The sequence below is a fragment of the Paenibacillus sp. cl123 genome (assembly GCF_900101595.1).
Taxonomy (GTDB): domain Bacteria; phylum Bacillota; class Bacilli; order Paenibacillales; family NBRC-103111; genus Paenibacillus_G.
The window spans coordinates 58974-83653 of the sequence record NZ_FMYY01000021.1 but is presented as its reverse complement, the minus strand read 5'-3'; the positions used below and the strand labels follow the sequence as shown (position 1 = coordinate 83653).

Below are 24680 nucleotides of genomic sequence, written 5' to 3'. Positions count from 1 at the left end.
CCGGAGTCGAGATGCTGCCGCATACCGGGTATGTAAATAGGACCAGCTACGGCGATGGCAGCGGCTCTACCGTGCGCTATCCGTCGATGCGGCCGTATTGGAGAAATATGCCGTGGATATGGAGGGAAGACGGAGCAAATACAGGATCGGCAGATGCATGGACAAAGCCTGCGTTATTGGCTTACGATTCGGGAGCGGCAAACGGTAAAAAGGTGCAGCTGGTGGAAGGCTCGAATCCGGGACCGGAAGGCAAAGGCGCGACCATGAATCGGAGATTGCTTATGATGATCAATCTGGACGGAAACCGCAACTGTACCTTTGATTTGACGTGGATGCAGGGCGGTCAGGCGCATGAAATTTATCAACGTGGCGCAGAATTGGAAAACATGGATGTTCAGGTGGAAGGAATCCAGCTTACGGATACGGGAAAAGCCAGCCTGCAGGACTATTTGGTCAGCATTAACAGTACGGAAGGTTTGTCCACAGATAGGAATCAATTGAGGAATCCGAAGGCTGGCGCCGGCGACAACAGCTTCTCCATGACCTGGACAGGACAACAAACGGGGGCATCCGTCCGTACATTCCTGAGCGGGGTTAGCGGCTCCGACGTATTTGTATCGAGTATTCCAACAGCAAGAAGGATTGAAACGAAAGCTGATGAATCCAAGTATATGACGCCTCATCTCGTCAGAAGAAAAATTGTCTCCGACAGTACCGAAATTACGCAATACGGCGCCGTTCATGAAATATTCAGACAAGATCAAACGGGCGAGATTTCCCGTGTAGAGTGGCATCAACCGGATGATGCGGCTCCGATGACGAGCTTTGCCGTCGTGAACAGCGGTAAATACCAGGATATCATCTATACAAGCGGTGACTCTACAGAGCGCAGCCTCTATGGAATTACCTTCGCAGGCTCTATTGCCTTTGCGAGAATCGATGCGGCAACTGGCAAACTCCTGTTCAGCTATGTATACGGGCCAGGACAAGTAGTGGAACAAACTCATACTTTATTCGGTTATGACTCGCAGCTGCTGGAAATCACTGCAGCATCAACGGCTTCTCTTAATATGGCGCTTGATCCCGTAGTAAGAGGCAATACGATTACCGTGAAAGGCAAGCTCTCAACTCCTGACGCATGGATCGGTCAGCGAATCCAAACGAAATTCGCCGACGGATCGGGATATGGTCTGAAAGTGAAGCGGATTACCGAGCACGGCGATTCTACCGTGATTGAAGTGGAGGAATTTACTCCTTTCCGCATAACGGATCAAGGAGCGGAAACGATTTTCTTTCCGATGGTCGCCATTCCCGGAAAGGCTTACGTAGCAGCCAATTTATCTAAATATCTGGCGATCACTCGGAAATAGCGCTGAAGTCCGGCAGGAAACTCGGAATCGAGTGGAGGGAGCCTTTCCTCAGGGCGGGTCTGATCCATATCGACTATTCCTCATTCATCCAAAGCTACAATCTGAAGGATACGCAATTGATTTATTACGCGGTATATAATATTGCACAGGAGCTGGCCGGCAGTTTTTCCGGGATTACGGTTTTCACGGGCGAGAAGCTGGATTTGCATCTTCTAATAAATTATCGACGAGATTTGACCGTGAATGTCCATGAGTTTTTCCGTCTGTTCACTGCCGATCTGCAGAGCAAGGTAAGGAATTACTTAAAGATTGAAATTTATATGGTGTATAGCTATGAGTTCCAAAGCATGGGACAGATCGGGAGGGCCCTTGAGGAATTGCGGTTGTACAATAGAGAGCTTTATTATGACACCGATTCGATCGGCATAATGACACAAAGACATGGCCGTAGTGAGTATCATGAAGTCGCTCAGCAAGAGGGTTTAAAGGAAAAGCTGTTCCGCGCTTTTCATGAGAAAGATATGGCTGCCCTGTCCCATATGATAGACAAATACGCTAAACAGTCCGCGGCCGACAAGATATCGCCAACCTCGTTCATTGCCCAATTATCTCAATGGGTACGACTCCTGGAATACGATTCCGGTTATGACAAGGAATGCAACATATTTCACTCCAACTTAGAAAGTACGATGCGTCAGCAAGAAACCTTGAAGTGTGTTCTGGAGCGCATCAGCGCGATATTGCGCGAGAGTATCCCTGATGAAGATGAGGGTATCGATAGGCAGAAGCTAAAAGCCATTGATCGCTATATATCGGAACATCTCTCCGAGAATATTTCTCTGGTGTCCATAGCGAATCATTTATACCTCAATCCGAGTTACTTCTCAAGGTATTTCAAGAAGATGACAGGCATCAATTTCACTGATTATGTGGATCGTCACAAGATGAATATCGCGCTTGAGATGATCAAAGACAAAGAGATGTCGGTTGAAATGATCGCCGCTATGCTGGGTTACTCCGATCGCACCTATTTCTCCAAGGTATTCAAGAAATATAACGGTATAAGTCCCGTTGACTATAAAGGGAAGTCGGGGAGAAGCTGATACTCAGAAGGCAGTGACATGATCGTTGAGCTTGTTTGTAAGAAAATAACGTGATGTTCGGAAGCCCCTGGCCTGACGGCCAGGGGCTTTAGGGGGTTAAGCGTGTTCAGTTAATCATGCAACTACCAGCCGGTGAGGTCCGGTCGCGGGAGGAGCCAAGTCGCCAAACCAGAATCAGTGATAGACCTCTGAAGCCTGCGCATGAGTCTATTCGCTTGTTCGCATATGGCGATGAACTTGTGGGTAAAGTCAGTTGCTCATCGAATGGGGAGCCGCCTACACGATTGTCCGTAATGTCCCCGGAACTGGGAACAAATTCTAAAAAAGTCTTTATAAAAGGAAATTCATAAAGGAATCGACAAAATATTACAAAATCGGATAATGCTTTTTGTGGAAATTTGTGTTTATATGTGTTTGTTAACATCATTTGTAAGCGCTCTTGATTGATATTTACGATCAATTGGAGTAAGTAAACCAGTCTATTTGCAAAGGTGAGTGCTATGAACAACTGTCGCTTTATTGTACTTTGGCTTTTTGTTATCTTGCTTACTTTTCCTACTTCGCTGCAAGCCGAGCGTGCTGCCCCGCTATTAACGAACCCGGTAACCGATTCGGAACTCAGAAGCGACTCGGTGGGAGTGACCAAGCAAGTGTACGACCCGACACGTTTTACAAGAGCGTTTGAGCAGTTTCTTCCCCAAGCAAAACCTGTCATTCTCAAGGAACTGCCCGAAAAAAGAAGCCGTACCACCAAAACCTATCTGAACAGCGATCGTACGGAAACCGTGGTCAGCTCTCCTTATTCTTTGCACTATCAGGAAGGCTCCCTCTGGCAGGAAATAGATACCCACATCGTACCGGACAGCTCGGAAGCTAAATTTAGCCACTCAGTACGGAAAAACAATTTCAAGGCAAAATTCAACAATAGGAGCAACCAGCCTCTTCAGTTTGAGTCTAACAACCATTCTGTTTCTTATGAACCGGAACACACGAACCAAACGGAAGGTATCATCATCAACAATAGTTTGACTTTCGTTGATGCTTGGGACAGCACGGATCTGAAATATACTACGCTACAGGATTCCTTGAAAATGGAATTGCTGCTTAAAGCGCCCCAAGCCCCTAAAACGTTCAGCTTTTTAATGAATACCAGGGATGTCACTCCCCGGCTCAATCCGGACGGGTCCGTCGATTTTTTGAATGGGAACGATCAACTTGAATTCTCAATTCCTCAAATGTGGGTACAGGACAGCTCGAGCTCCGAATACCGTTATGATCGGCTGTCGGTGAATCTCGTGTCAAACAACGGAGATATTCGCCTGCAATTTGAACTTAACGACACCGGACTAACCTATCCGATTTTGATTGACCCAACGACGACTACGAACACACATGGAGTTGATCCGCGGTCAACGACCTGGACCAATAAAATTTATATCGATACGCCCAATATTGATATTTCCAAGATTACGAATGTCCGTTTTGAAAATATGGGCGGCTACGCGTTAAATGGCGGACGTGATGTCGATGTGTATTTGACTCGCGCAGAGTATGGAAATTTGTATGGCTTTGGATTGAACGCGCCGGCTCCAGGGAGCGATGGCCGCTCGGCCAACTGGATCGGACGGACAACTGCAGTTACGGGCGGCCGGGCGTATGTGGATATTTCAGGAGATACGGTGCGTTCTCTGCTGGGCCCGAGTGGTGTGGTGTACGGAGGAGCCGTGTGGGACGACAACAGCTATGTGGACTTTGCCTGGGTGTATATTACATATAATGTGGATGATCCGAGCAGCGCTTCAGCGGGCTTCAGTTCTACCCAGGGGGCGAATAATTGGAGTTACCTAGAATGGGATGGGATCGCTTTCACTCCTATGACTTGGGATGCCGCTAACTATCGTTGGAAGGGAACGAGCACCTACAACTTAGTATTTGCACTTGGTCATCATCCGGATGTCAAGGACTCCGCCCGCAAGTGGACAGCGTCTGCTCCTGGAACAGTGCGCATCACGGGCAATGTTAGAAAGGGAGATACGAGCTTTGGAGATGGCGTCAGGGTTAAGATAATGAAAAACCAAACACAGCTGTGGCCGAGTTCTGGTTGGCATTTAATTGGGTTTAATGATGGGGTAGGCTATAACGTTGACCTGACTACGAACGTGATTGCGGGTGACGGTATTTATTTCATTGTGAATAAGAATGTAACCACTTATGCCGATAGCACAGCCTGGGACCCGGTGATCAGCTATATCGGTGCCAACTCGACTCCAGCTGTGCCGTCTAATTTGCGTGTGGGCAGTAGAACCAGCAGCAGTGTAACCTTGCTTTGGGACGCCTCAACAGATTCTTTAGGTCCGGTCAGCTACGATATTCTCCTTAATGGTTCTCCCTTGGACGTTACGAATAACACCAGCTACATCTTCAATGGATTGACTGCCACTGGCAATTACACGTTTACGGTCAAAGCCCGCAATTCGTTCGGAAGTGTATCGGGGCCGAGCAACACATTAGTTGTCGGCGGAGACAGCCAGCCTCCGACAGCTCCGGGAAATCTGAGGATCGTCAGTCAAACAGCTAACTCAGTTACGCTGGGATGGACCGCTTCGACAGATAACATTGGCGTGACGCAGTACCGCGTTTACAGTGGACCAGCTTTGCTTGGCACGACGGCATCTACAAGTTATGTGGTCTCGAATATGGGTGCCAACCAGCTTTATAGTCTGAGTGTCAGAGCCGTGGATGCAGCGGCGAATGAATCTCAGCCGAGCAAGACTGTATACCGGTACACTGGGAATTACGAGTACAAGTATGATGCGAGAGGCAGAGTTGATTATATTCGCTTCTCCTCGGGGCAAAAGCTGAAGCATACTTATGATGCGAATGGGAATTTGATGAGGGTGGATCTTGTTCCGTAAGTATTAATTAAACAAAGGACGCCGCGGAAGCGAAACAACAGTTACAGATCAAGTATTTAAGGAGATGCGATCATGTTAAAAGCATTGCAATCAAAATCATGGCGATTCATCTTAATCATCTGCATACTACTAAGTCCGCTTACGGCTTTCACACCGCAAGCGGAGGCAAGTTCCTTACATCGAGACGCCCTTCAGCCCCGTTCTTTAAAATTTGCGGGTTCTGCTATGGGACAACGCTTTGGTCTAGCTCATCAGTCCCGTATTCTTGATGAAGGGCGCAATAAATTTTTACTGTCGAAGGAAACCGTTCAGAATAATGTATACGGCTCCGTGACAGAGCAAGTGTATAATTTGACACGAGGCAACCTTCAAGCCACCAGCACAACCCCCATGGGACCTGTCGTGTCGAGAAAGGTAAAGTTAAATGGCACGATCACCCTAGAAGACAATGTATCCTATCTATTTCCTGACTTAACTCACGCCAAGTCAATTGCCGCTGATTATCACAATTTCACCTCCCCGCCCTACTTTTATAAATATTATGTTCTTTATGAAAATAATACGGTTTATCATGTGATGAAAAGCAATGAAACGGATTCTGCTTTCAGTGTGCTTAGTAACGACTTTCCTCCCTTGGAAAATTCCAAGTCAATAGCAGTGGACGGATATTCTTCTTATTATGTTTTGTACAACGATCAGAGAGTGTTAAGGAAAAATGGGACGGACGTAACCGATGTCACAAATAAATTTCCAAGCCTTGTTGGTGCCAAATCTATTGCCATTGACGATGATTTTTGGCCCACCCGTACCGAGTATTATGTGTTATACAACGATAACACCGTAAAAATGAAGCATAATTCTACAATTAAAGACGTCACCAACCTCTTTCCCTCCTTGTCAAGTGAAACGAAGGCTATTACCATGAGTGACTGGGGGGCGGGCAAGGCTTATTATGCGGCTATATTAAATCAATTTCCGAAAATCAGCCTTACGCAAGCGAATCAAGTTGTTAGTAAAGGAAGTGCCAGTCACACGATCACGCTCAGCGGAACTGTCCACGACTCGGATAACGATATGGTTACCGTGTCCGCAACGCTGCATGGGATACTGAAGTCGGTGGATGTGATTAACACGAATACGACCCCGACCTGGTCCCTAACATGGGATACGACAACGGATAATATTCCGGCAGGTATGTATAGAAACTTGCAAGTCCAAGTTTCAGACGGCAAAGGAGGAGCAGACAGCGCTATTTACCGTGGGATCATTACAGTTTCGCACACGCCATCCATGCCCATAAATCTTACCGCTGCTCGCACAGGATTGACGACATCATCGACCACCCCGACCTTACGATGGTCTTTTCAAGATCCTGATGCAGGGGATGGACAAACCGCTTTTGAAGTAACGGTATATACTACTACGGGCACGCTTCTTCATCATTCGGGATGGCAATTATCCAGGAACACATCCTATACGGTGCCAGCTGGTTATTTACAAAGGGGACAAGCTTATACATGGAAGGTTCGGACCAAGGACGGTCAAGGTGAAATCTCGCCATTCTCAGGTTTGCATACCTTTACAGTTAATCCGCTTCCTGTGACCGGCATCACTTCCTATACGGATGGACAAGCGTTGCCGATGAATACCCCGAAGCTAACCTGGAACTACACCGATGCCAATCAGCAGCCACAGGCCGCGTATCGGGTTTGGGGATCCAAAGACGGTTGGCAAACAATCGGATACCAGTCGGGCATCATAAAATCAACGTTGAAGGAGCATCAACTGACGGCACTCCCCGGGGGAACGTGGACATTTAAAGTCGTTACCTATGATGGGCAAGAATGGTCGCTCCCTTCGCAGCGGACGGTGGTTTTGCCGGCGGGGGTTCCAGAACCGACCCAACCTTCTTTTCATCAGACCGGAATCCAATATCATTACGATGTCAGAGGGAATATCGAAAGCAAAACCTTGATCCCCTAATGGGATCTTTACCGGGAGGAACGTATGGTGAAGAAGATGGTTCGTGTCGTCAGCGTCATTTTGATTTGGTTATTGGTGCAGCCTATGCTGCCGTGGGAAGAAATCGCACGTGCGTCAGCAGCTTTATCTCCGGCAAGAGAGGCTGCGCAAGAAGAGGCCCTCGATTCCTGGAAGCAGGCATACGAGGTTTCCGATGAAGATCTTCAGACCATTCTCCATCAAGGCTACTCGCTGGAAGAAGCGAAAGCAGCGTTCCAAAGAAAAAAGGAGACGGGCGCCGATCTCATAGAGAGTCTAAACCAGCTTAGCCCGCAGTATGTAAATCGCTCTCAAGAAGTGGAGAGTACCGTCATCGGTGAAGTATACGCCCCGCTGGAGACGCAGCATGATTTTTTGATGGCTCCGCGGAATGTCGTACAAGAAGTTCATACCAGGCCGGAAGAAGCTCCTTATTTCATACCGTCCAAATATGAGTCGGTCTCCAGCGTGTCTGGCGAGCTTTCCTTGGAAACGACCGACATGGTGATTTCAAGCAGAAACGGGCTTTCGTTCCCGCTCACCCGCACTTACGGGCATAATAAGTCTGCTATTGAAGGTATCCAGCCACTCGGAGTCGGTTGGGACTGGGACATCCCCTATATTTTGGATCGATATGAGCAGTACTACTTATATTTAAAAGGAGAACTGGGCTCCGGCGCCTACAAAATCGAAAGTACAGGCAATGACAACTACCACTTGGTGGGTTATCCTTACGGTGACTTGGTCATCAAGCGAGAGAATAACAGGTTTGTTGTGCACACGCTGGCAGGGACGAAATATCACTTTGAACCCGGGATTAACGAGTATAAAAGATTAGAGAAAATAACAGATATGTATAACAACACGATCAGCTTTACTTACCAGGATCAAGGTTATGCGTTTGGGCGCGCGTTTCCCTCCATGATTACAAGCGATACCGGCGAATCGATCACCATTCACAACGATGCGCTGGGTATAGTACTCACCAAAGGCGACCAAAAAGTCCGATATGCAGCCACAATCAAAGATGGCGTTCGTTTTCTCAGCAAAGTTAGGGATGCGGAAGGGAGAACAACGACCTATGACTACAAAATAGGACAGGCCAACCGGCTAAATTATTATGAGAATAACCGCTACCGCCCTTTTGGCTTACTGACCGGAGTGACTCATCCCACTGGTGCCAGAAGCGAATATGTATACGAGGAGACCCCGGTTAAAAGATGTAGACCCGCTCACCAAGAGGAAGAATATCGGCTAAAAGAGAAATATATTTCCATGCAAGCAGCTAATGGAGCCATTCAAAAAATCCAACAACATACGTATTCATATGTAGGGGATTCCGAGAGTTGCGATAATAATAGCCATTTTTCGGTTACCGTAAATAACGGACTGCTGCAGACACAGTTCCATAGTGAGAGAGTCATCGGCAACGAAGAAATTCCAATGGTGTTCTTTACTTCTAACATGACGCAAACAGCGACCTGGAACGGTGTGCAGCAAACCGTGTCAACCGATTACACCTATGATAGGGCGAGACGGCTGACTAAACCGACTCAGGAGCAGGTGACGTATTCGTCACAAGGTCAGACTCGCGTATATACAAGCTCAAGACAATATGATGCTCACGGCAATGTCATGTGGTCCATAGACCCGATGAATGTCAAAACCGAGTATGGCTATCATCCTCAAACCCATTTGCTTACAAGCATCAAACAGCCTGTATCCAACACGCAAACACGGTATACCGTATTCACGCGTAACGCGCAGCGTAAGATTGAGGTTGAGCAAGTATTTGACGGCAGCCCGACAGGGACGCTTTTGCTTGAGAAGCGATACGAACTGATTGATGCTTACGGCAATCCCAGACGAATTCAAACCAAGCAAGGAAATGCAAAGAGCACCGTGACAGATATCGAATATTCGGATCTGTACCGAAACAAATTTCCAACGAAAACCACGACCCAAGTGACAGCGGTTGATGGCACTATCTCACAAGTCGTTCAGGAATACGAGTATGATACCCATACCGGCAACATAACGAAAAGCAAGGACAGTCTCCAAAATGCGACTACATACCAATATGATCGCTTAGGGCGGTTGCTCCAAGCGAACCAGCCGGATGGCAGTGCAATCATCATTCAATATAACGATATGGACAACTCCCTGCTTATTGTAGATGAAACAGGGGGGCAAACCTACACAAAATGGAATCCTGCAGGCTTAAAAGAAATGACGGGGATCAATGAGCGGCTGATCACCAGTAAATACCGGTATGATGCTTACGGCAGGCTATCCCGCTCCGAAGATGCGCGGGGAAATGCCACAACGTTCGAGTATGATTCTTGGAATCGTTTGTACAAAACCACATACCCTGATCTTTCCTCCAGTACGGTTGAATACGATGATATTTTGCTGACCAAGAAAACGACCGATCAGGAAGGTTATATCATCACGGTAACCTCGGACAAACTGGGCAGACCGGTCGAGACCAAAGAAACAAAAAAAGTTATCGTGAATAATCTGCCTACCCTTCAGACCCAAATCTTGTCCAGCCTGCTTTACGACAACGAAGGGCGGGTGCTGGAAGCAACGGATGCGCGGGGCTACAAAACGCTATATACCTACGATGTATTGGATCGGCTGAAGAGTGTGACGAACGCGAAGCAGGAAACGACCCGCTACGACTACAGTCCTGCGGCAGATCTCTTTCCGCAAATGAAAATGATTTACCCGGATGGAAAAGAACGTGTCAAAAAAATGGACGAGTTGGGTCGTCCGATCCTGCTAATTACTCCTGGAGATCAAAGGGAAACATACCGGTATGAGGGGAATGGGAACCGAACAAGCTACGTGAACCGCAATGGGGATACGTTCCGCCAAACCTTTACGAATCGAAATTGGCTTGAGAAGCAAGAAGTGCTAAACTCGAGCGGTCAGCCCATCGAAGGTGAAACGATCTCGTATCAGTACGACCAAAGCGGCAGACGCCTGACGATGAACGATGCCACGGGGCAAACCCTATATACGTACGACCAACTGACAGGCCGCCTGGCTAAGGTTACCTATCCGGACGGCAAAACGATCCAGTATAACTACGATGAAACCGGCAAGTTAATGGACTACAAGGATCCGTTCGATATGAACGTCTATTACAAGTACGATTCCCGCGATCGCCTGCAAGCTGTAGCGCCGACAACAACTGGCAGCCCGTACGCCCAATATTCGTATTGGAAAAATAACAAGCTCAAGCAAATTTCGCAAGCCAATGGCGTCATCTCAGATTTTACCTATGAAGGACTTCAGCTAAGCACCTTGATCCAGAAGAAGTCTGGGGGTCAAGTACTGGGTAGTTATGCATATGGTTATGATACAGGTGGTAACCAGACTTCGATCGCAACAAACAGGGAACAAGCGACGTTTACCTATGATGAGTTGAATCGAATCTCCACTTCGAAAAGTAAGGAAAGCGAAGGCTTATTATTATCTGATGCGACGTATACGTATGATAAACGGGATCGACTAACGAGTGTTACCAGGGATGGTCAAACGACGACCTACCGTTATAACGGAGATGGTCTGTTATGGGAGCGGGCAAGTCAGGGAGAGGCATCCAGGTATTACTACAATGGCGATCAAGTCATTGCTGAAGGAAGCCTTGTTCAAGGCCAAGCGGAGTGGAAAGCCAGGTATATCCGTGGTTTAGGACTTGTGGCTATGGACGACGGCCAAGCCTTATCTTATTATCTTCATAACGGGCACGGGGACGTCACCGAACTGCGAGACAGCACGGGACAAACGCGATTAAATGAGTATACTTATGATATATGGGGCAATCCGCTGAATGTAAAGGAAAGCGTACCGAATCCCTTCCGTTACAGCGGAGAGTTATGGGACTCTGTCTCCAAGCTCCAGTATTTACGTGCGCGTTGGTACGATCCGAGTATACATCGTTTTATTAATGAGGATACGTATGAAGGGGATATCAATAACCCCTTGAGCCTTAACCTATACACATACGTGCATAACAATCCATTGACGAATATTGACCCTACAGGTCATTGGTGTACTTCTGCTGATGGGAAGTGGTCAGGACCTGGTGGATGTAACGGAGGTATCGAAGGTCAAGAGGATGTAAATCGCGATGTTGGTACTTCGAAATGGAACGATGATAAGTATTACTTTGGTCAACCAATTTATGAAAATGGTGAGTACAAAGGCAAATATTATCCGGAAGGTTCTTTTAGAATTGAAAGCGACCCAACTGGTATTACTGACGCATTTATTGGATGTGCTTATGATGACCAATGCTCTGGTTTTGTAGGCGCTGCAATTGTTGAGGGTATCCCAGCCGCGTACAACGGAGCTAAGTCAGGAGCACAGAAAGGGTGGAATTGGGCTAAGGGTCTTAAGGCAAAGTATATCGGAAAAAATGTAGAAATAGATAAGATCAAGCCTAATTCTTATGATGAGTTTAGCAATCCTAACATTGGTCCTTCTCAACAAGCGTTATCCAAGCACAAAAGAACTATAAGTGAAACTGGCAAGATAGAGGAGCCGATTCTTGTTAAAGATTTAGGAAACGGAACGTATGAAATCATAAACGGGCATCACCGATGGGAAGCTGCGAGACAAATGGGACTGAAAAAAATACCAGTAAAGGTGATTGAGTGAGTTATGGGAATGGAGAGTTATTTTGTTAAATTGCGTCCAGAACATGAAAATATCTTCAAGGATATGTTTATTGAAAGTCTAGGTAAGTATGGAATAAGTGTTCAAGAAAGAAACGACATTCTGATCCTTGGAGAGTTTTTTATTTTACGAGTCCAAGAAAAAGATGGCTACCTAGTAGAAATGAGTGTTGAAGGTTGCTTGTCTTGGTTTGAAAAGGGATTAGAGCGTTGTTTTGAATTTTTTGAAATTATTGATAGGGAAATCGTTCCGATGCAAGTAACACAACCTGATGGTACGGTACTCCCCTTGTCGAAAGAAATATTTATTACTAGATTGAAAGATTTTTATAAGGATAAATATCAGAGATTCTTAGAAACGTATGGAGATATTGATGTAAGAAGTTTACCCGATAAGCAGTTTTATGATTATATTGAGAAGTCTCGTAACAAATCTTTTATCAAAAGAATATTTCGTAAGTAGCAATTTTATAAACCACAATGCGATTAACCCCCGCGTTGTGGTTCTTTTTTGCCCGCCTCGATACAACAGATGGCGAAAATAGCTGAATTACGATTGAGCCGCGGCGGAACAGCGCTTCACTAACTCGCATGAAGCTAAAATTGAAGCGTAATGGATATACTGATGATTCCTGAAAAGGTCTGTCAAAGATTTTGTCTAAATTCCTGAACATGTGGATTTTATTCTTACCACCCCATCATAGTTTTGTTACCCAAGAGAGTGGACTCACCCCACTCTCTTTTGCGTTCTCCCGGTCTATAATAAGAACACAGGCAAGCAGCAATCCTATATAAAGGAAAAGGGGCATGGGATATGAAGAAAATGGCAGGGCTCGGGTTAGGCGTGGCGCTTACAGTTGGCTTAGCCGGCTGCGGCGGCGCAGACGCAACGCAGACGGGAGATAACGGCAGCGGGCAGGCCGCACCGCCGGCGCAGAAGAAGGTCGTGAAATATTGGACCGACGATCGCCATGACCAGGAATATATCAAGGAATTGATCAACAAGTTCAACTCCTCGAACAAGGACAACATTGAGGTTGAAATGACGGTCATGTCGGAAAATTACAACCAAAGCGTTGATATCGCTTTTTCGAGCAATCAGGCGCCGGATGTGCTTCGTCTGAAGAGCGCGAATACGGAAACGTTCTATAAAAAAGGATACTTGGCTCCGCTTGATTCGTATCTGGACGACGCGATCAAGACGAAATTTGCCACTGTGCTGATCGACGGGGTCAATCGCTTCGACGGCAAGCTGTATTCGCTGCCGAACACGGGTCTTACGCTGCGTCTGGTGTACAACAAGGACTTGTTCACGAAGGCGGGCATCGCCAACCCTCCGCAGTCGCTTGCCGAGATGGTGGACGCGGCCAAGAAGATTACCGAAGCCGGCAAAAAAGACGGCGTTTACGGCTTTGCGCTTAACTTCAAAAATCCGAAGAGCGCGATGGATCGCTCGCTCCGCGAAATTTTGTCCTTAAGCGGACATCAGGGGCTTGGCTACGATATCAAGACGGGCAAATTCGATTTTGCTCCGTACGGAGAGGCGATCAAGTATTTCAAACAGATGTATGAGGACGGAAGCATTCTGCCGGGTGCGGAAACGCTGGACATCGACCCGATGCGCGCGCAGTTTGCGGCCGGGAAGATCGGGATGTACTTGTCGTTCTCGACGGAGCCTGGCGTGTACAAGGATCAGTTCCCGACCCAAATCAATTGGGGCGGAGCGCTCGCGCCGACGCTGGACGGCAAGCGGGGCGGCACCTCGGAGATTGTGTCGGCGGGCACATGGCTCGGTTTGAGCGAGAAATCGCCGAATAAGGATGCGGCATGGAAATTCATTCAGTTCATGTACGGCGACGACGTGCTGACAACGTATCATGAGAAGGGCTTCGGCATTGCGGTCGTGCCAAGCATCGCCGAGAAGGCTAAGCAGCCGCAGGTGCCGGGCATGGAAGGCTTCCTCGTAGGCAAGCTGGATTCGCTCTGGCCGGTATCGCCGAATGTGACGCCGGAAGGCATAAACTATGCCGACGCTTTCTTCAAGTATATGCTGACCGGCGGGGATCTGGACAAGATCGTTCAGGATCTGAATACCCGCTACAACGCGGCGCTGGATAAGGCGGTTCAAAAGGGCGACGTGAAGATCAAACCGGACCCGGCGTTCGACCCTAGCAAGCTGCAAGGAAAATAAACCGGCTAGAGAGCCTTAGCGGGAGGGAGCTTTCGAGGGATACGCGCGAAAGCTCCTTCGCCGTTTGCGGCGACTCAAAAAACATCTTAAGCAAGCAAGCTGTGAAGGAGGATAGGACATGGTTGTGTGGAGACGGCTGAGAGAAAACACCCTCTTTCTTTTCCCGAGCATCATATTGACCGCTGCTTTGGGCATTTACCCGCTGCTGTGGGTGCTCCGCTACATGTTTTACGATTATCCTGGCTACGGCCAGGAGCTGTTTGTCGGTCTTGATAATTTCCGCAGGCTGGCCGGGGATGCGCAGTTCTGGGAATCGGTCGTCAATACGTTCGTTTATGCCGCTGGCAAGCTGATTCTGACGATCCCGCTTTCGCTGCTGCTCGCGGTCATCCTGAACGGCAAGCTGCGCGGCCGCGGGCTGCTAAGGGCGATTTATTTCATGCCTACGGTCATAAGTACGGCGGTCATATCGGTCGTATTCTACGTTATCTTCAATTCCTATAACGGCATGGTCAATCAACTGCTGATGAAATACGCCATCATCTCGCAGCCGATCGAATGGCTGGGGCCGAAGTATGCGATGCTGACGGTCATTATTGTGGCCGCATGGGGAGCGATCGGCAACTATATGCTGCTGTTTTTGGCCGGTCTCCAGAGCATACCGAACGATCTGTACGAGAGCGCGGCGATCGACGGAGCCAACGCGCGCCAGCGGTTCTGGTATATTACGATTCCGATGCTCGGACCGGTCATGCAGATGATTATTATGCTGGCGATTATCGCTTCGCTCAAGGGCTACGAGAGCATTATGGTTATGACCGAAGGCGGGCCGATCGGCAAAACCGAGGTTATGTATCTTTACCTGTACAAGCTGCTGTTCCCAGTATCCACAGGCGCTCCGGTCGATCAGCAGATCGGGTACGGGAGTGCGGTCGGATTTGCGACGGCGGTCATTGTCGGGGCGATTACAGGGCTTTACTACTATCTCAGCAAGAAAATGAACCAGGTGTTCTAGAGGAGGTCCGGGTTATGAACGAACAGGCATTACAAACGAATCCGTCGTCCTTCCGCTTGTTGAAGCTGGTAGGACAGGTCGTCATGTGGGCATTTCTGCTGGTTACGGCTTTGCTGACCTTGTTCCCGGTGCTGATGACGCTCTCCGGCTCGCTTAAGAGCAACGCGGAGCTGATGAGCGGCGGCGGATTGCTGCCCGAAGTATGGCGGTTCGCCAACTACGCGGAAGCATGGAAGCAGACGAACTTCGCCCAATATACCTGGAACAGCTTGTTCCTCAGCGTGATGGTCACGGCCGGAACGCTGCTGGTGGCGGCTATGGCCGCGTATGTGGTGGATCGGCGGTCATTTCCGGGCAAGGCGCTTTTTGTAGGCATTCAGGCGTCAACTATGTTTATTTCCGTCGGAGCGGTTGTGCTTCGTCCGCAGTTCGATCTGATGGTGAAGCTTCATTTAAATACGACGCTGTGGGGCGTCATTCTAATTTTGATCAGCGCGCATGCAAGCACATTCTTTATTTTGCTCGGTTTCTTCAAAGCCATTCCGCGGGATCTGGACGAAGCGGCGATGATGGATGGTTCCAGCTTTACCCGCAGCTTCTTTACGATTATCCTGCCGCTGCTGGCGCCGGGGCTCGGCGTGTCGGGGCTGTTCGCCTTTCGGCATGCGTGGAATGAATACATCCTGCCGCTCGTGTTTACGATGACGAATCCGAAGCTTCAGACGTTGACCGTGGGGCTGGCGAATCTTCGTTACGGTTCATCTGCGGCCATGCAGGTACACTTGATGATGGCAGGGGCTTGCCTATCGATTTTGCCGATGCTGATTGTGTATATTCTGGCGAACAAATCGTTCATGCAGGTAACAGCCGGTTCGGTCAAGGGCTGACGGCAGGCGCACAGGCGAGACGGGGCTGCAGGTGGGGCCGCGAGTGTGAGCAGGCAAGTACAATATAGTTAAAGTTAAAAGACAAAGGAGATATTTCCATGACGAATCTATCTGCACAGATTGGTCCGCTGCAATCGAGTTCGATCATCCGCAGGCATCCGAATAACCCGCTTCTTACGCCTCAGGATGTTCCTTACGGACCGGCCATGGTGTTTAATGCGGGAGTAACGAAGTACCAAGGCAAATACGTGATGGTGTTCCGCAACGACTACGGAAATGCCGAGCAGGAGACGATCGAGCCCCATAGCACAACGAATCTTGGCCTAGCGTACAGCGACGACGGCGTGCGCTGGGAAGTCCAGCCTACGCCATGCTGGAGCTGGGGAGACGAAGAGGTCATTCGGGTATACGACCCGAGATTGACGGTCATCGACGGCCGGTGTTATATGTGCTTTGCGGTGGACACGAAGCATGGACTGCGCGGCGGCATCGCCGTAACGGAGGATTTCAGCAGCTTCGAGGTGCTGAGCTTATCTGTACCGGATAACCGCAATATGGTTCTGTTTCCGGAGCGTGTCGGCGGGAAGTTCGTGCGTCTGGAGCGCCCGTTCCCGGTGTACAGCCGCGGCGGCATCGACCGTTTCGATATGTGGATGAGCGATTCTCCCGACCTCGCATATTGGGGGAATTCCAAGCTGGTGCTCGGCGTGGAGCACGTGCCGTTCGCCAATGACAAGGTAGGCCCGGGCGCTCCGCCTGTGAAAACCGACAAGGGCTGGCTGACCGCCTTCCATGCCGTAGATCTGGACCCGTCGCGGGGCAAAAACGGCTGGGAGCCTACGTGGAAGAAGCGCTATACGGCCGGCATTATGCTGCTGGATCTCGAGGACCCGAGCCGCATCGTCGGAATGTCGAGGACGCCGCTGCTGGCGCCTGAAGCGGAGTATGAGGTAGCGGGCGGCTTCCGCAATCATGTTATTTTTCCCGGCGGGATGATTCTGGAGGAGTCGGGCGAGGTCAAAATTTATTACGGAGCGGCGGATACGGTGGAATGCCTGGCAACCGCTCATGTAGATGATTTGGTGAAGCTCTGCTTGGAAGGAAAATAAACAGACCAAGACCGGGATCGGGCAAGTGACGCCCGGCAGAAAACCGGCTGAAAAGCAAATGAAGAAGCAAACAGTCAAGCAAGCAGACAACAGTCAAGCAAGCAGACAAGCAACCGCGGCGGGGAACGATCGTTCCTTGCCCAGAACGGATGGAGGAGACAGACGATGAGCAATGGTCAAATCACGCTGCCGGAGCAAAAGGTGCCGGTATCCCGGGAGGTCGATGTGGTCGTCGTCGGCGGCGGGGCATCCGGCATAGCGGCGGCCATCAGCGCGGCGAAAAACGGAGCGAAAACGCTGCTTATCGAGCAGCGCGGCTTTCTCGGGGGAATGGGTACGGTGTCGTTGGTGCCGGCATTTTGCCCGTTCACGGACAAGCGCAAGACGATCATTCGTGGTATCGGGCTTGAATTGATGGAACGGATGAAAGCGGCCTGTAACCCCGATTACCGCCGCGAATACGAGCATACGCTGGACTGGGTGCCGATCGATCCGGAGGTGCTGAAGCGGGTATACGACGATGCGGCCGCCGAGCATGGCGTGTCGCTGCTGTACCATACGTTCGTATACGATGTCGTGCTCTCGGAGAATGGGAGAACGATCGAGGGCATCGTGATTGTGAACAAAACGGGTCGTTCCTTCGTCCGTTGCCGTTATGTGATCGACGCTACCGGGGATGCGGATATTGCCGCGCTGGCTGGGGTATCCTTCCAAAAAGGCGGGGAGCAGGGGGAACTGCAGCCCGGCAGCATGTGCTACATGCTGGCGAATGTCGACCGTCAGCGGTTCCTGCGCTTTCTGGAGGAAACCGGCGATACGGGCCAGCTGCACAAGACGGTGGAGCGCGCCATCGCGGAAGGCGCGCTGCCGGAAGGACGCAAGTCGATCTCGGGGCTTGCCTGGGTTAACGACTATTTGGTCGGCGTAAACTTCGGCCATGTCTTCGGCATCGACGGGACGAAAGCGGAGGACCTGACGCGCGGAGCGATCGAAGGCCGGAAGCTGGCCGAGCGTCAGACGAAGTTTTTCCGTGACTATGTACCGGGTTTCGAGCAGGCTCATCTGATCGCCAGCGGCGAGCAGGTAGGAATTCGGGAAACCCGGCGCATCCGGGGCGATTATGTGCTTACGGCGGAGGATTTCATGGAGGCGCGGACCTTCCCCGACGACATCGCCCGCAATGCTTATTATATCGATATTCACCTGGCGAACAGCAAAGGCAGCATGACGTTTACGCATCTGGCGCCGGGCCAGTCTCACGGCGTGCCTTACCGGGTGCTTCTCCCCGAAGGGGTGGACAATTTGTGGGTGCCGGGCCGGGCCGCTTCTTCGGACCGGGCGGTGCAAGGCTCGCTGCGCGTCATGCCCAATTGCTTCGCCATGGGTCAGGCGGCAGGTACGGCTGCGGCCATGGCAATGGGCGTTAACGGCAGCTCGCGCGACGTCTCCGTGCCGGAGCTGCAGCAGCGGCTTCTGGAGCAGGGAGCCTGGCTGGGCGACAACTATGCATCCGCTGCTGCGGGCGGGTAGGGCTTGAGCAACTAACAGGAACAGGGCGGGGCGACGGCAAAAGTCGCTGCGCCCTGTTCCGTTCCCGTTGTATTGGCCGGGCAGCCGTGACATAATCGACGTATGGCCGCCATATGCAAAGCAAGCTGCCATTTTACCTTACGGACGGAGGGAATTCCCAATGCTCGATCGCAGCAAGCTTTCGTTCCGCAGCAAGCTGAGACTGGCCTTTCTGGTCGTCACGATATTGTCCGTCCTGCTGACCGGAGGACTGTCCTATTCGATTACTTCCTCGATAATAGAGAACCACGCGATGAAGCTGACGCAGGATTCGGTTTCGCAGTCGGCGCAAATCGTCGACGAGAAGCTGAACAAGCTGATGCTTGTCATGATGACATTTATGATCAGCCAGCCGTTCCGCGTCATGCTGAAGGATGTGAACGCCGGGGATGCGAGCCGTTATTTTACCCGGTTGACGGAGCTGGACAATATGTTCTCGCAGGCGCGCATCGCCGAGCCGCTCATTCACTCCATTTATGTGGCGACGCCGATCGGCGAATTTTACCCGTTGTCGATGAACCGCAATCGCCAGGTCTCCTTCGAAGACACGCCGCTGTACGCACGAATCGCCCGGGAGAAGCGCAATATCTGGATCGAGGGGCATGAGGATACGCTGTTTCTCGGGAAAAATCGCGTCGTGTCGCTCATCCTGCAGCCGATCTCCGAGGACCCGGTGAAGGATGTATACGTCGTCGTGAATATTCGGGAGGAAGGGCTGCGCCAGCTGCTGAGCACGGGCGCGGACGGAGGGGCGGCGCGTTTCCTGCTGGCCGGGGACGGGAAGCCGGTCGCGCGCGAGACGAGTGCGCTGATCGGCCAAGCCGTTGCCAGCGGGGCGCTCGGTTCGATTGTGGACGAGCGCCCGACAGGCTATACGCCCGATAAGCTGAACGGGAAAGCTTATTTGTTCAATTATGCGCGTCTGGGCCTAAACGATTGGTCCGTCGTCGCCATTCAGTCCAAGGATCATGTGCTGAAGGAGCTGATCTATGTCAAATGGATCATCGCCGCGATTACCGCCGGCTGTTTTTTGCTCACGGTCCTGGTGTCGGGCGCGTTTACCCGCTATTTGCTTTTGCCGCTCAGAGGGCTTCAGCAGGTCATGAAGCGCGTTGAGCTGAACGACCTGGCGGCCCGCTTCGAGAGCAAAAGCAATGACGAGCTGGCGCAGGTAGGCTTCCGGTTCAACCGGATGCTGGAGCAGATTGTGAAGCTGATCGATGAGGTGAAGGAAGCCGAGACGAATAAGCGGGCGACGGAAATCAAAGCGCTGTCGGCGCAGATGGACCCGCATTTTCTGTACAATACGCTCAATACGATCTACTGGAAGCTGAAGCTGCATCAGGTGGAGCCTTCGCAGAAGATGGTCGTCGCCTTATCCAGACTGTTTCAGCTTGGACTTAATAAAGGACAGGAGATGACGACGCTGGACAAGGAGCTGCAGCATGTCCGCCAATATCTGGAGCTGCAAACATTCTGCTACGAGCAGTTGTTTACGTATGCTATCGAGGCTGACGATGAGCTGCGGGAGCTTGCCGTTCCCCGCATTATGCTGCAGCCGCTCGTCGAGAACAGCATTGTGCATGGCTTCGATCAGATGGACGGCGGAGGCGTCATCAGGATTCGCGCCTTCAAGTCGCCGGAAGGGCAGAGCTGCTGCATTCAGGTCATCGATAACGGGGCGGGTATGCCAAAGGCCCCGTCGGCTCAGGCAGACGCTAAAGCGACGGGAGAGCGGCGCGGCGCGGGAAGCGGGTATGCGATCGGCAATCTGAGGAGACGGCTGGAGCTGTATTACGGCGACCGGGCCGGACTGAGCCTGGAAGGGGCCGAGGGAGAGGGTGTAACGGCCACGATTACGATACCGTTGGAGGAGGTGCTCTAGGATGCTCGGGCAAGACAAGATTACAGTATGCGTCATCGACGATATCCGCAGTGTCGTTGACGGCTTGACGGCTATAGATTGGGCCAGCGAGGGCATTGAGGTGGCCGGCACCGCTTCGAATGGAGAGGACGGGCTTGAGCTGGTGGCGAGGGTGAAGCCCGACATCGTCATTACGGATATCCGGATGCCGCGGATGGACGGGCTGACGATGCTTCGCAAGCTGCTGGAGCTCAGCCACGCCTGCAAGGTTATTCTTATCAGCAGCTACACCGACTTCGATTATGCGAAGCAGGCGGTTCAGCTCGGGGCGTTCGATTACGTCGTGAAGCCGTTTACCGAAGAGGACATCGTGGAGGCGGTGCGCAAGGCCATGCTGCAAATCAAGCAGGAGCAGGCCGAGCTGCTGAACATTCAAGGGATGGAGATCAAGCTGCGGGAGAGCATGCCTCTGCTCCGGCAGGAATACATGTCGCTGCTTGTACATCATCGCACGCCTTGGGAGCAAGCTTCCCAGCGCTGGGCGTTTCTGAAGATGGACATCGACCCCCATGATCTTATCGTCATGCTGCTGGAGATCGACGGATTTCACGAGCGGGTCGCCGAGCTGTCCATCCATGAGATCGAGCTGATCCGCTTCTCCCTGCAAAATATTGCCGAGGAGACGATCCGGCAGCATGCCCGGTGCGTGTTTTTTCGCTCGAAGGAGAACCGCTTCGTCGCCATATTGAACGTGCCGGCCGAGCTTACGGCAACGCGGATCGCGGAGAACTGCTGCCGAAACATTGAGGCGTTCACCAAGTTTACGGTGTCTGTCGGGGTCGGCGGCAGAGCGGAATCGGTCGCCGAGCTGCCGGACTCGTACAGGCAGGCGGACCGCGCTTTGGCCTATCATTTGTTTACGGAGGGCAACGGTGCGATCGGTTATGATGAGCTCCCCCGCTCGGACAAACAGTCGCCGGTCGCGCTGGAAGGCAAGGAAGAGGTGCTGCTGGCTCTCCGTGCGGGCAACGGCGAGCGCGCGGCGGAGCTGCTCATGCAGATGTCCGCGGAGCTGCACAAGCAAGAGCCGCGTCCGCATCCGGATTATTTGCTCAGCCATTTCGAGGAGCTGGCCGCTTCCATCATCCGCACCTTGTACGAGCTTGTGGCGCTGGGCGAGCTGCAGCCGCTCATCCAAGCGTACAAAGAAGCAGTAGGCGGCTCGGGCGCAGCCACTTCGGGGCTGGAGCATATGCTTGCGGCCTTATGCCGGGAAGGCGGAGAGCTGGTGCGGCGAAATACGTTGTCCGAGGGGCAGCGGATCATCTACAAATCGCTGGAGTATGTGAGCGGCAGGCTGGAGCAGGATTTGACGGTCGGCGAATGCGCAGCCTCCGTTCACTTGAGCGTCAGCTATTATTCCAGCTTGTTCAAGAAGGTGATGGGGATGACGCTGACGCAATACGTCACGTCGGAGCGCATGCAGAAGGCGAAATCGCTGCTGATCGGCGGCATGCCCGTTCAGGATGTGGCCGCGGCGGTCGGATATGAGGAGCGCAGATATTTCAGCGAAACGTTCAAGCGCACGACAGGGATGACGCCGTCGGAGTTTCGGGAAAGCTACCATCCGGAGGCGTGAGCGGAGAATTAGCCGGGCAAGGGGCTTTGAGTGGGGAAGAGGCTGTCTCATCAGAGCTAGATGTCCTTTGTAAAAAGAAGCTCCGACGCCACTGTTCTAAGTGGAGTCGGAGCTTCCTTTACTTGAAATTTGGAACTTTTTCAGGCAGGTAAACGCTTTGGAGACGGGACTTGTTTGAAAGGAAGACGCGATTAGGTGTTATTGCTAAGTTTTTTGTTTACTTGAAGTCTTAAGTAGTAACAGCTACTCCCGGGACCCTCTTACTTCGACGGCCACAGGGGAGGGTTATATACGTATTTTCGCACAACTCTCGGCTTCGACGGTCACAGGAGAGAGTTTTATACGTTTTTCCGTACAACGCCTCGACTTCGACCGCCACAGGGGAGGGTTATATACGTTTTTTCGCACAACGCCTCGGCTTCGACGGCCACAGGGGAGGGTTATATACGTATTTTCGCACAACGCCTCGACTTCGACGGCCACTGGGGAGGGCTTATACGTTTTTTCGCACAACGCCTCGACTTCGACGGCCACAGGAGAGAGTTTTATACGTTTTTTCGCACAACGCCTCAAGTTCGATCGCCGCAGGAGAGGGTTTTATACGTTTTTCCGCACAACGCCTCGACTTCGACCGCCACAGGAGAGGGTTTTATACGTTTTTCCATACAACTCCTGAACTCCGACCGCCGCACAAGATCGTTTTATACGTATTTTCGCACAACTTCCAGCCGAATTGTCCCATCAAGTGAAAACCTGCTTCTGGGACGGCCTTTTGGGGCAGCCGCTGCTGGAAGACGCGCTGAATCTGCAAGGAAGCTAATGGACATGTCAGGAGGCGCTGAAATTATTGAAATAATGCACACCGTCATGAGCGGTGTCGCCCGGCTGAGTTCGTCGGTTGGTGCTGAACCACAGCTTATCTCCGTTGGCGATTCCGACGCCTTCGATTTCAAATAGATCGGGGTAGGCGGCAGACGTCACGCGGAATGACAGATTATTGTCGGCCTGTATGGTGCCCGAGGCTGTGGATATATTGCGGTACACAAGCACGATGCTGACATTCTGATACGTTAGCGGGACGTAAAGCGTGTTGTTGTGATAACCGAAGCCTTGGAAGACAAACGAGGTGATATTGGATACTTTGCTGCCGTTGACCAGCGCATCTTCAATATTGAGGTAAAAACCGTCGATTACGTTGATGGTGCCACTGTTGGCGGTCAGAGGGAGTGAGCCTTTATAATAGGTTCGCCCGGTTTTGAGGAGAAAGTGGATGTTGTTCGCGTCTTTGCTCATAATTTTGACGCCGGACATGGCTTTTTCCGCGCCGTTGTATTTGATCGTATAGTTGCCGACTTTGTAATAGGTCGTTCCTACATACTTGAGCTTCACGAGACTCATGCTGCCGGCTTTCATCGTAACGACGAACATATAATATTCTCCGTTGATCGTACTGAGCGCCACGTCGTTGGCATGGCCGAGGTAGGTGGCATAATTGGTTCCATTATCTCCGTTGGTCATAAGCGTCGTCGTGCCGTCGCTCATTTTGGTCCGGTAAATGACGGCCTTGCTTTCATCGCCGTTTATTTTGACGGAATAAACGTAGGTGGACCCGACGGCAAAGCCTTGAGCGGCGTTGCAGCCATTGGCGTTACCGAGCGTAGCGACCGTCGAATAGGTGTTGTAATACGCTGCGTCCGCCGTGCCCGGCGCTATACTGGCGGCGCCAAGCAGCGCAACTAGAAGCAAGATCAAGCGCTGCTGAAGTTTCCAGGTGGAGAAACGATATAACATAAAAATTTCCTCCTTTAAATTGGATTTCTTCATCCATGTCCTCGATATCTTCGGCCAGATCGTTTTGTCTAAATTATTCGTCCTCCTCGTTCAGCTAAGCGGCTGCTATGTTCATAAATCCGGCTGTGAAGCTCCACTATTAGTAAAACGCTTTCAATCGTTTGTGCGGCGCTACCCATATCCCATAATAGTTGTCGCCTCCTTTTCTCTTCGATTTTTGTTGATGCGGCGAAAACCGCAATTAAATATTAACAAATTAACGGAAATATGTAAATGAATATTGTTGTTTATAATCGTTTGTGAATAAAAATTTAGAAAATGAAATTAAAAAGTGCTAATCAAGGCGTCGAACATCATCATCGGAAGGGAAGTTATTTTCGGAATTACACGAAACGTAAACAAACGACAAAAATAATCAATGCTCTAATGGCGGCATTCAGGCTGCCGATTGGTCAGAGGCTGAGATGAAAAGTAAGAAAAATACACATCATTGTAAAAACACAATTCTTTTGCCCGGTTATGAAGGCGATTACAATAA

At 50.9% G+C, this 24680-nt stretch carries 14 protein-coding genes; 13 read left to right on the top strand and 1 reads right to left on the bottom strand.

The features are described 5' to 3' along the window. Positions 1 to 11: 11 nt before the first annotated feature. The 13 genes from BLR08_RS24365 to BLR08_RS24305 all read left to right on the top strand — a co-directional run bounded on the left by BLR08_RS24365 (position 12) and on the right by BLR08_RS24305 (position 22351). Positions 12 to 1370, top strand: coding sequence for a hypothetical protein (locus BLR08_RS24365; RefSeq protein WP_072336313.1), 1359 nt, complete (start codon positions 12 to 14; stop codon positions 1368 to 1370). A gap of 116 nt (positions 1371 to 1486) precedes the next feature. Further along, positions 1487 to 2473 carry a helix-turn-helix domain-containing protein gene (locus BLR08_RS24360; protein WP_072336316.1) on the top strand — a complete coding sequence of 329 codons (987 nt, stop codon included), beginning with the start codon at positions 1487 to 1489 and terminating at the stop codon, positions 2471 to 2473. Between the two features lie 500 nt (positions 2474 to 2973). Continuing rightward, a complete protein-coding gene (locus tag BLR08_RS24355; protein ID WP_072336318.1) occupies positions 2974 to 5388 on the top strand; it encodes a fibronectin type III domain-containing protein in 2415 nt (804 codons plus the stop codon). A 72-nt stretch (positions 5389 to 5460) separates the two neighbouring features. Further along, positions 5461 to 7371, top strand: coding sequence for a glycoside hydrolase family 78 protein (locus BLR08_RS24350; protein WP_072336321.1), 1911 nt, complete (start codon positions 5461 to 5463; stop codon positions 7369 to 7371). A gap of 24 nt (positions 7372 to 7395) precedes the next feature. Next, positions 7396 to 12060 (top strand): RHS repeat-associated core domain-containing protein, encoded by a 4665-nt coding sequence (locus tag BLR08_RS24345; RefSeq protein ID WP_072336324.1) that lies wholly within the window; start codon positions 7396 to 7398, stop codon positions 12058 to 12060. A gap of 3 nt (positions 12061 to 12063) precedes the next feature. After that, a complete protein-coding gene (locus BLR08_RS24340) occupies positions 12064 to 12540 on the top strand; it encodes a hypothetical protein (RefSeq protein WP_072336327.1) in 477 nt (158 codons plus the stop codon). Positions 12541 to 12891: 351 nt separating this feature from the next. After that, positions 12892 to 14268: an ABC transporter substrate-binding protein gene (locus BLR08_RS24335; protein WP_072336330.1), complete on the top strand. Its 1377-nt coding sequence runs from the start codon at positions 12892 to 12894 to the stop codon at positions 14266 to 14268. 118 nt (positions 14269 to 14386) lie between these two features. Continuing rightward, complete coding sequence (locus tag BLR08_RS24330) at positions 14387 to 15283, top strand: carbohydrate ABC transporter permease (protein ID WP_072336333.1); 897 nt, start codon at positions 14387 to 14389, stop codon at positions 15281 to 15283. A gap of 14 nt (positions 15284 to 15297) precedes the next feature. Then, positions 15298 to 16170: a carbohydrate ABC transporter permease gene (locus tag BLR08_RS24325; protein WP_072336336.1), complete on the top strand. Its 873-nt coding sequence runs from the start codon at positions 15298 to 15300 to the stop codon at positions 16168 to 16170. Positions 16171 to 16268: 98 nt separating this feature from the next. After that, complete coding sequence (locus BLR08_RS24320) at positions 16269 to 17279, top strand: glycoside hydrolase family 130 protein (protein WP_072336339.1); 1011 nt, start codon at positions 16269 to 16271, stop codon at positions 17277 to 17279. 165 nt (positions 17280 to 17444) lie between these two features. Beyond that, a complete protein-coding gene (locus tag BLR08_RS24315) occupies positions 17445 to 18809 on the top strand; it encodes an FAD-dependent oxidoreductase (RefSeq protein WP_072336342.1) in 1365 nt (454 codons plus the stop codon). 160 nt (positions 18810 to 18969) lie between these two features. Then, entirely contained in the window at positions 18970 to 20733 is a 1764-nt protein-coding gene (locus tag BLR08_RS24310) for a cache domain-containing sensor histidine kinase (protein ID WP_072336345.1), read from the top strand. A gap of 1 nt (position 20734) precedes the next feature. Continuing rightward, a complete protein-coding gene (locus BLR08_RS24305; RefSeq protein WP_072336348.1) occupies positions 20735 to 22351 on the top strand; it encodes a response regulator in 1617 nt (538 codons plus the stop codon). An 828-nt stretch (positions 22352 to 23179) separates the two neighbouring features. On the opposite strand, the gene BLR08_RS24300 is transcribed toward BLR08_RS24305, so the two are convergent. Continuing rightward, on the bottom strand, positions 23180 to 24142 hold the full coding sequence (locus tag BLR08_RS24300) for a hypothetical protein (RefSeq protein ID WP_072336352.1): 963 nt from the start codon (positions 24140 to 24142) through the stop codon (positions 23180 to 23182). Positions 24143 to 24680: the final 538 nt, after the last annotated feature.

Coding starts and splice junctions, on each gene's coding strand:
- BLR08_RS24320 (WP_072336339.1), top strand. CDS start 16,269: ATGACGAATCTATCTGCACAGATTGGTCCGCTGCAATCGAGTTCGATC.
- BLR08_RS24355 (WP_072336318.1), top strand. CDS start 2,974: ATGAACAACTGTCGCTTTATTGTACTTTGGCTTTTTGTTATCTTGCTT.
- BLR08_RS24310 (WP_072336345.1), top strand. CDS start 18,970: ATGCTCGATCGCAGCAAGCTTTCGTTCCGCAGCAAGCTGAGACTGGCC.
- BLR08_RS24325 (WP_072336336.1), top strand. CDS start 15,298: ATGAACGAACAGGCATTACAAACGAATCCGTCGTCCTTCCGCTTGTTG.
- BLR08_RS24305 (WP_072336348.1), top strand. CDS start 20,735: ATGCTCGGGCAAGACAAGATTACAGTATGCGTCATCGACGATATCCGC.
- BLR08_RS24330 (WP_072336333.1), top strand. CDS start 14,387: ATGGTTGTGTGGAGACGGCTGAGAGAAAACACCCTCTTTCTTTTCCCG.
- BLR08_RS24335 (WP_072336330.1), top strand. CDS start 12,892: ATGAAGAAAATGGCAGGGCTCGGGTTAGGCGTGGCGCTTACAGTTGGC.
- BLR08_RS24350 (WP_072336321.1), top strand. CDS start 5,461: ATGTTAAAAGCATTGCAATCAAAATCATGGCGATTCATCTTAATCATC.
- BLR08_RS24300 (WP_072336352.1), bottom strand. CDS start 24,142: ATGTTATATCGTTTCTCCACCTGGAAACTTCAGCAGCGCTTGATCTTG.
- BLR08_RS24340 (WP_072336327.1), top strand. CDS start 12,064: ATGGGAATGGAGAGTTATTTTGTTAAATTGCGTCCAGAACATGAAAAT.
- BLR08_RS24315 (WP_072336342.1), top strand. CDS start 17,445: ATGAGCAATGGTCAAATCACGCTGCCGGAGCAAAAGGTGCCGGTATCC.
- BLR08_RS24345 (WP_072336324.1), top strand. CDS start 7,396: ATGGTGAAGAAGATGGTTCGTGTCGTCAGCGTCATTTTGATTTGGTTA.
- BLR08_RS24365 (WP_072336313.1), top strand. CDS start 12: ATGCTGCCGCATACCGGGTATGTAAATAGGACCAGCTACGGCGATGGC.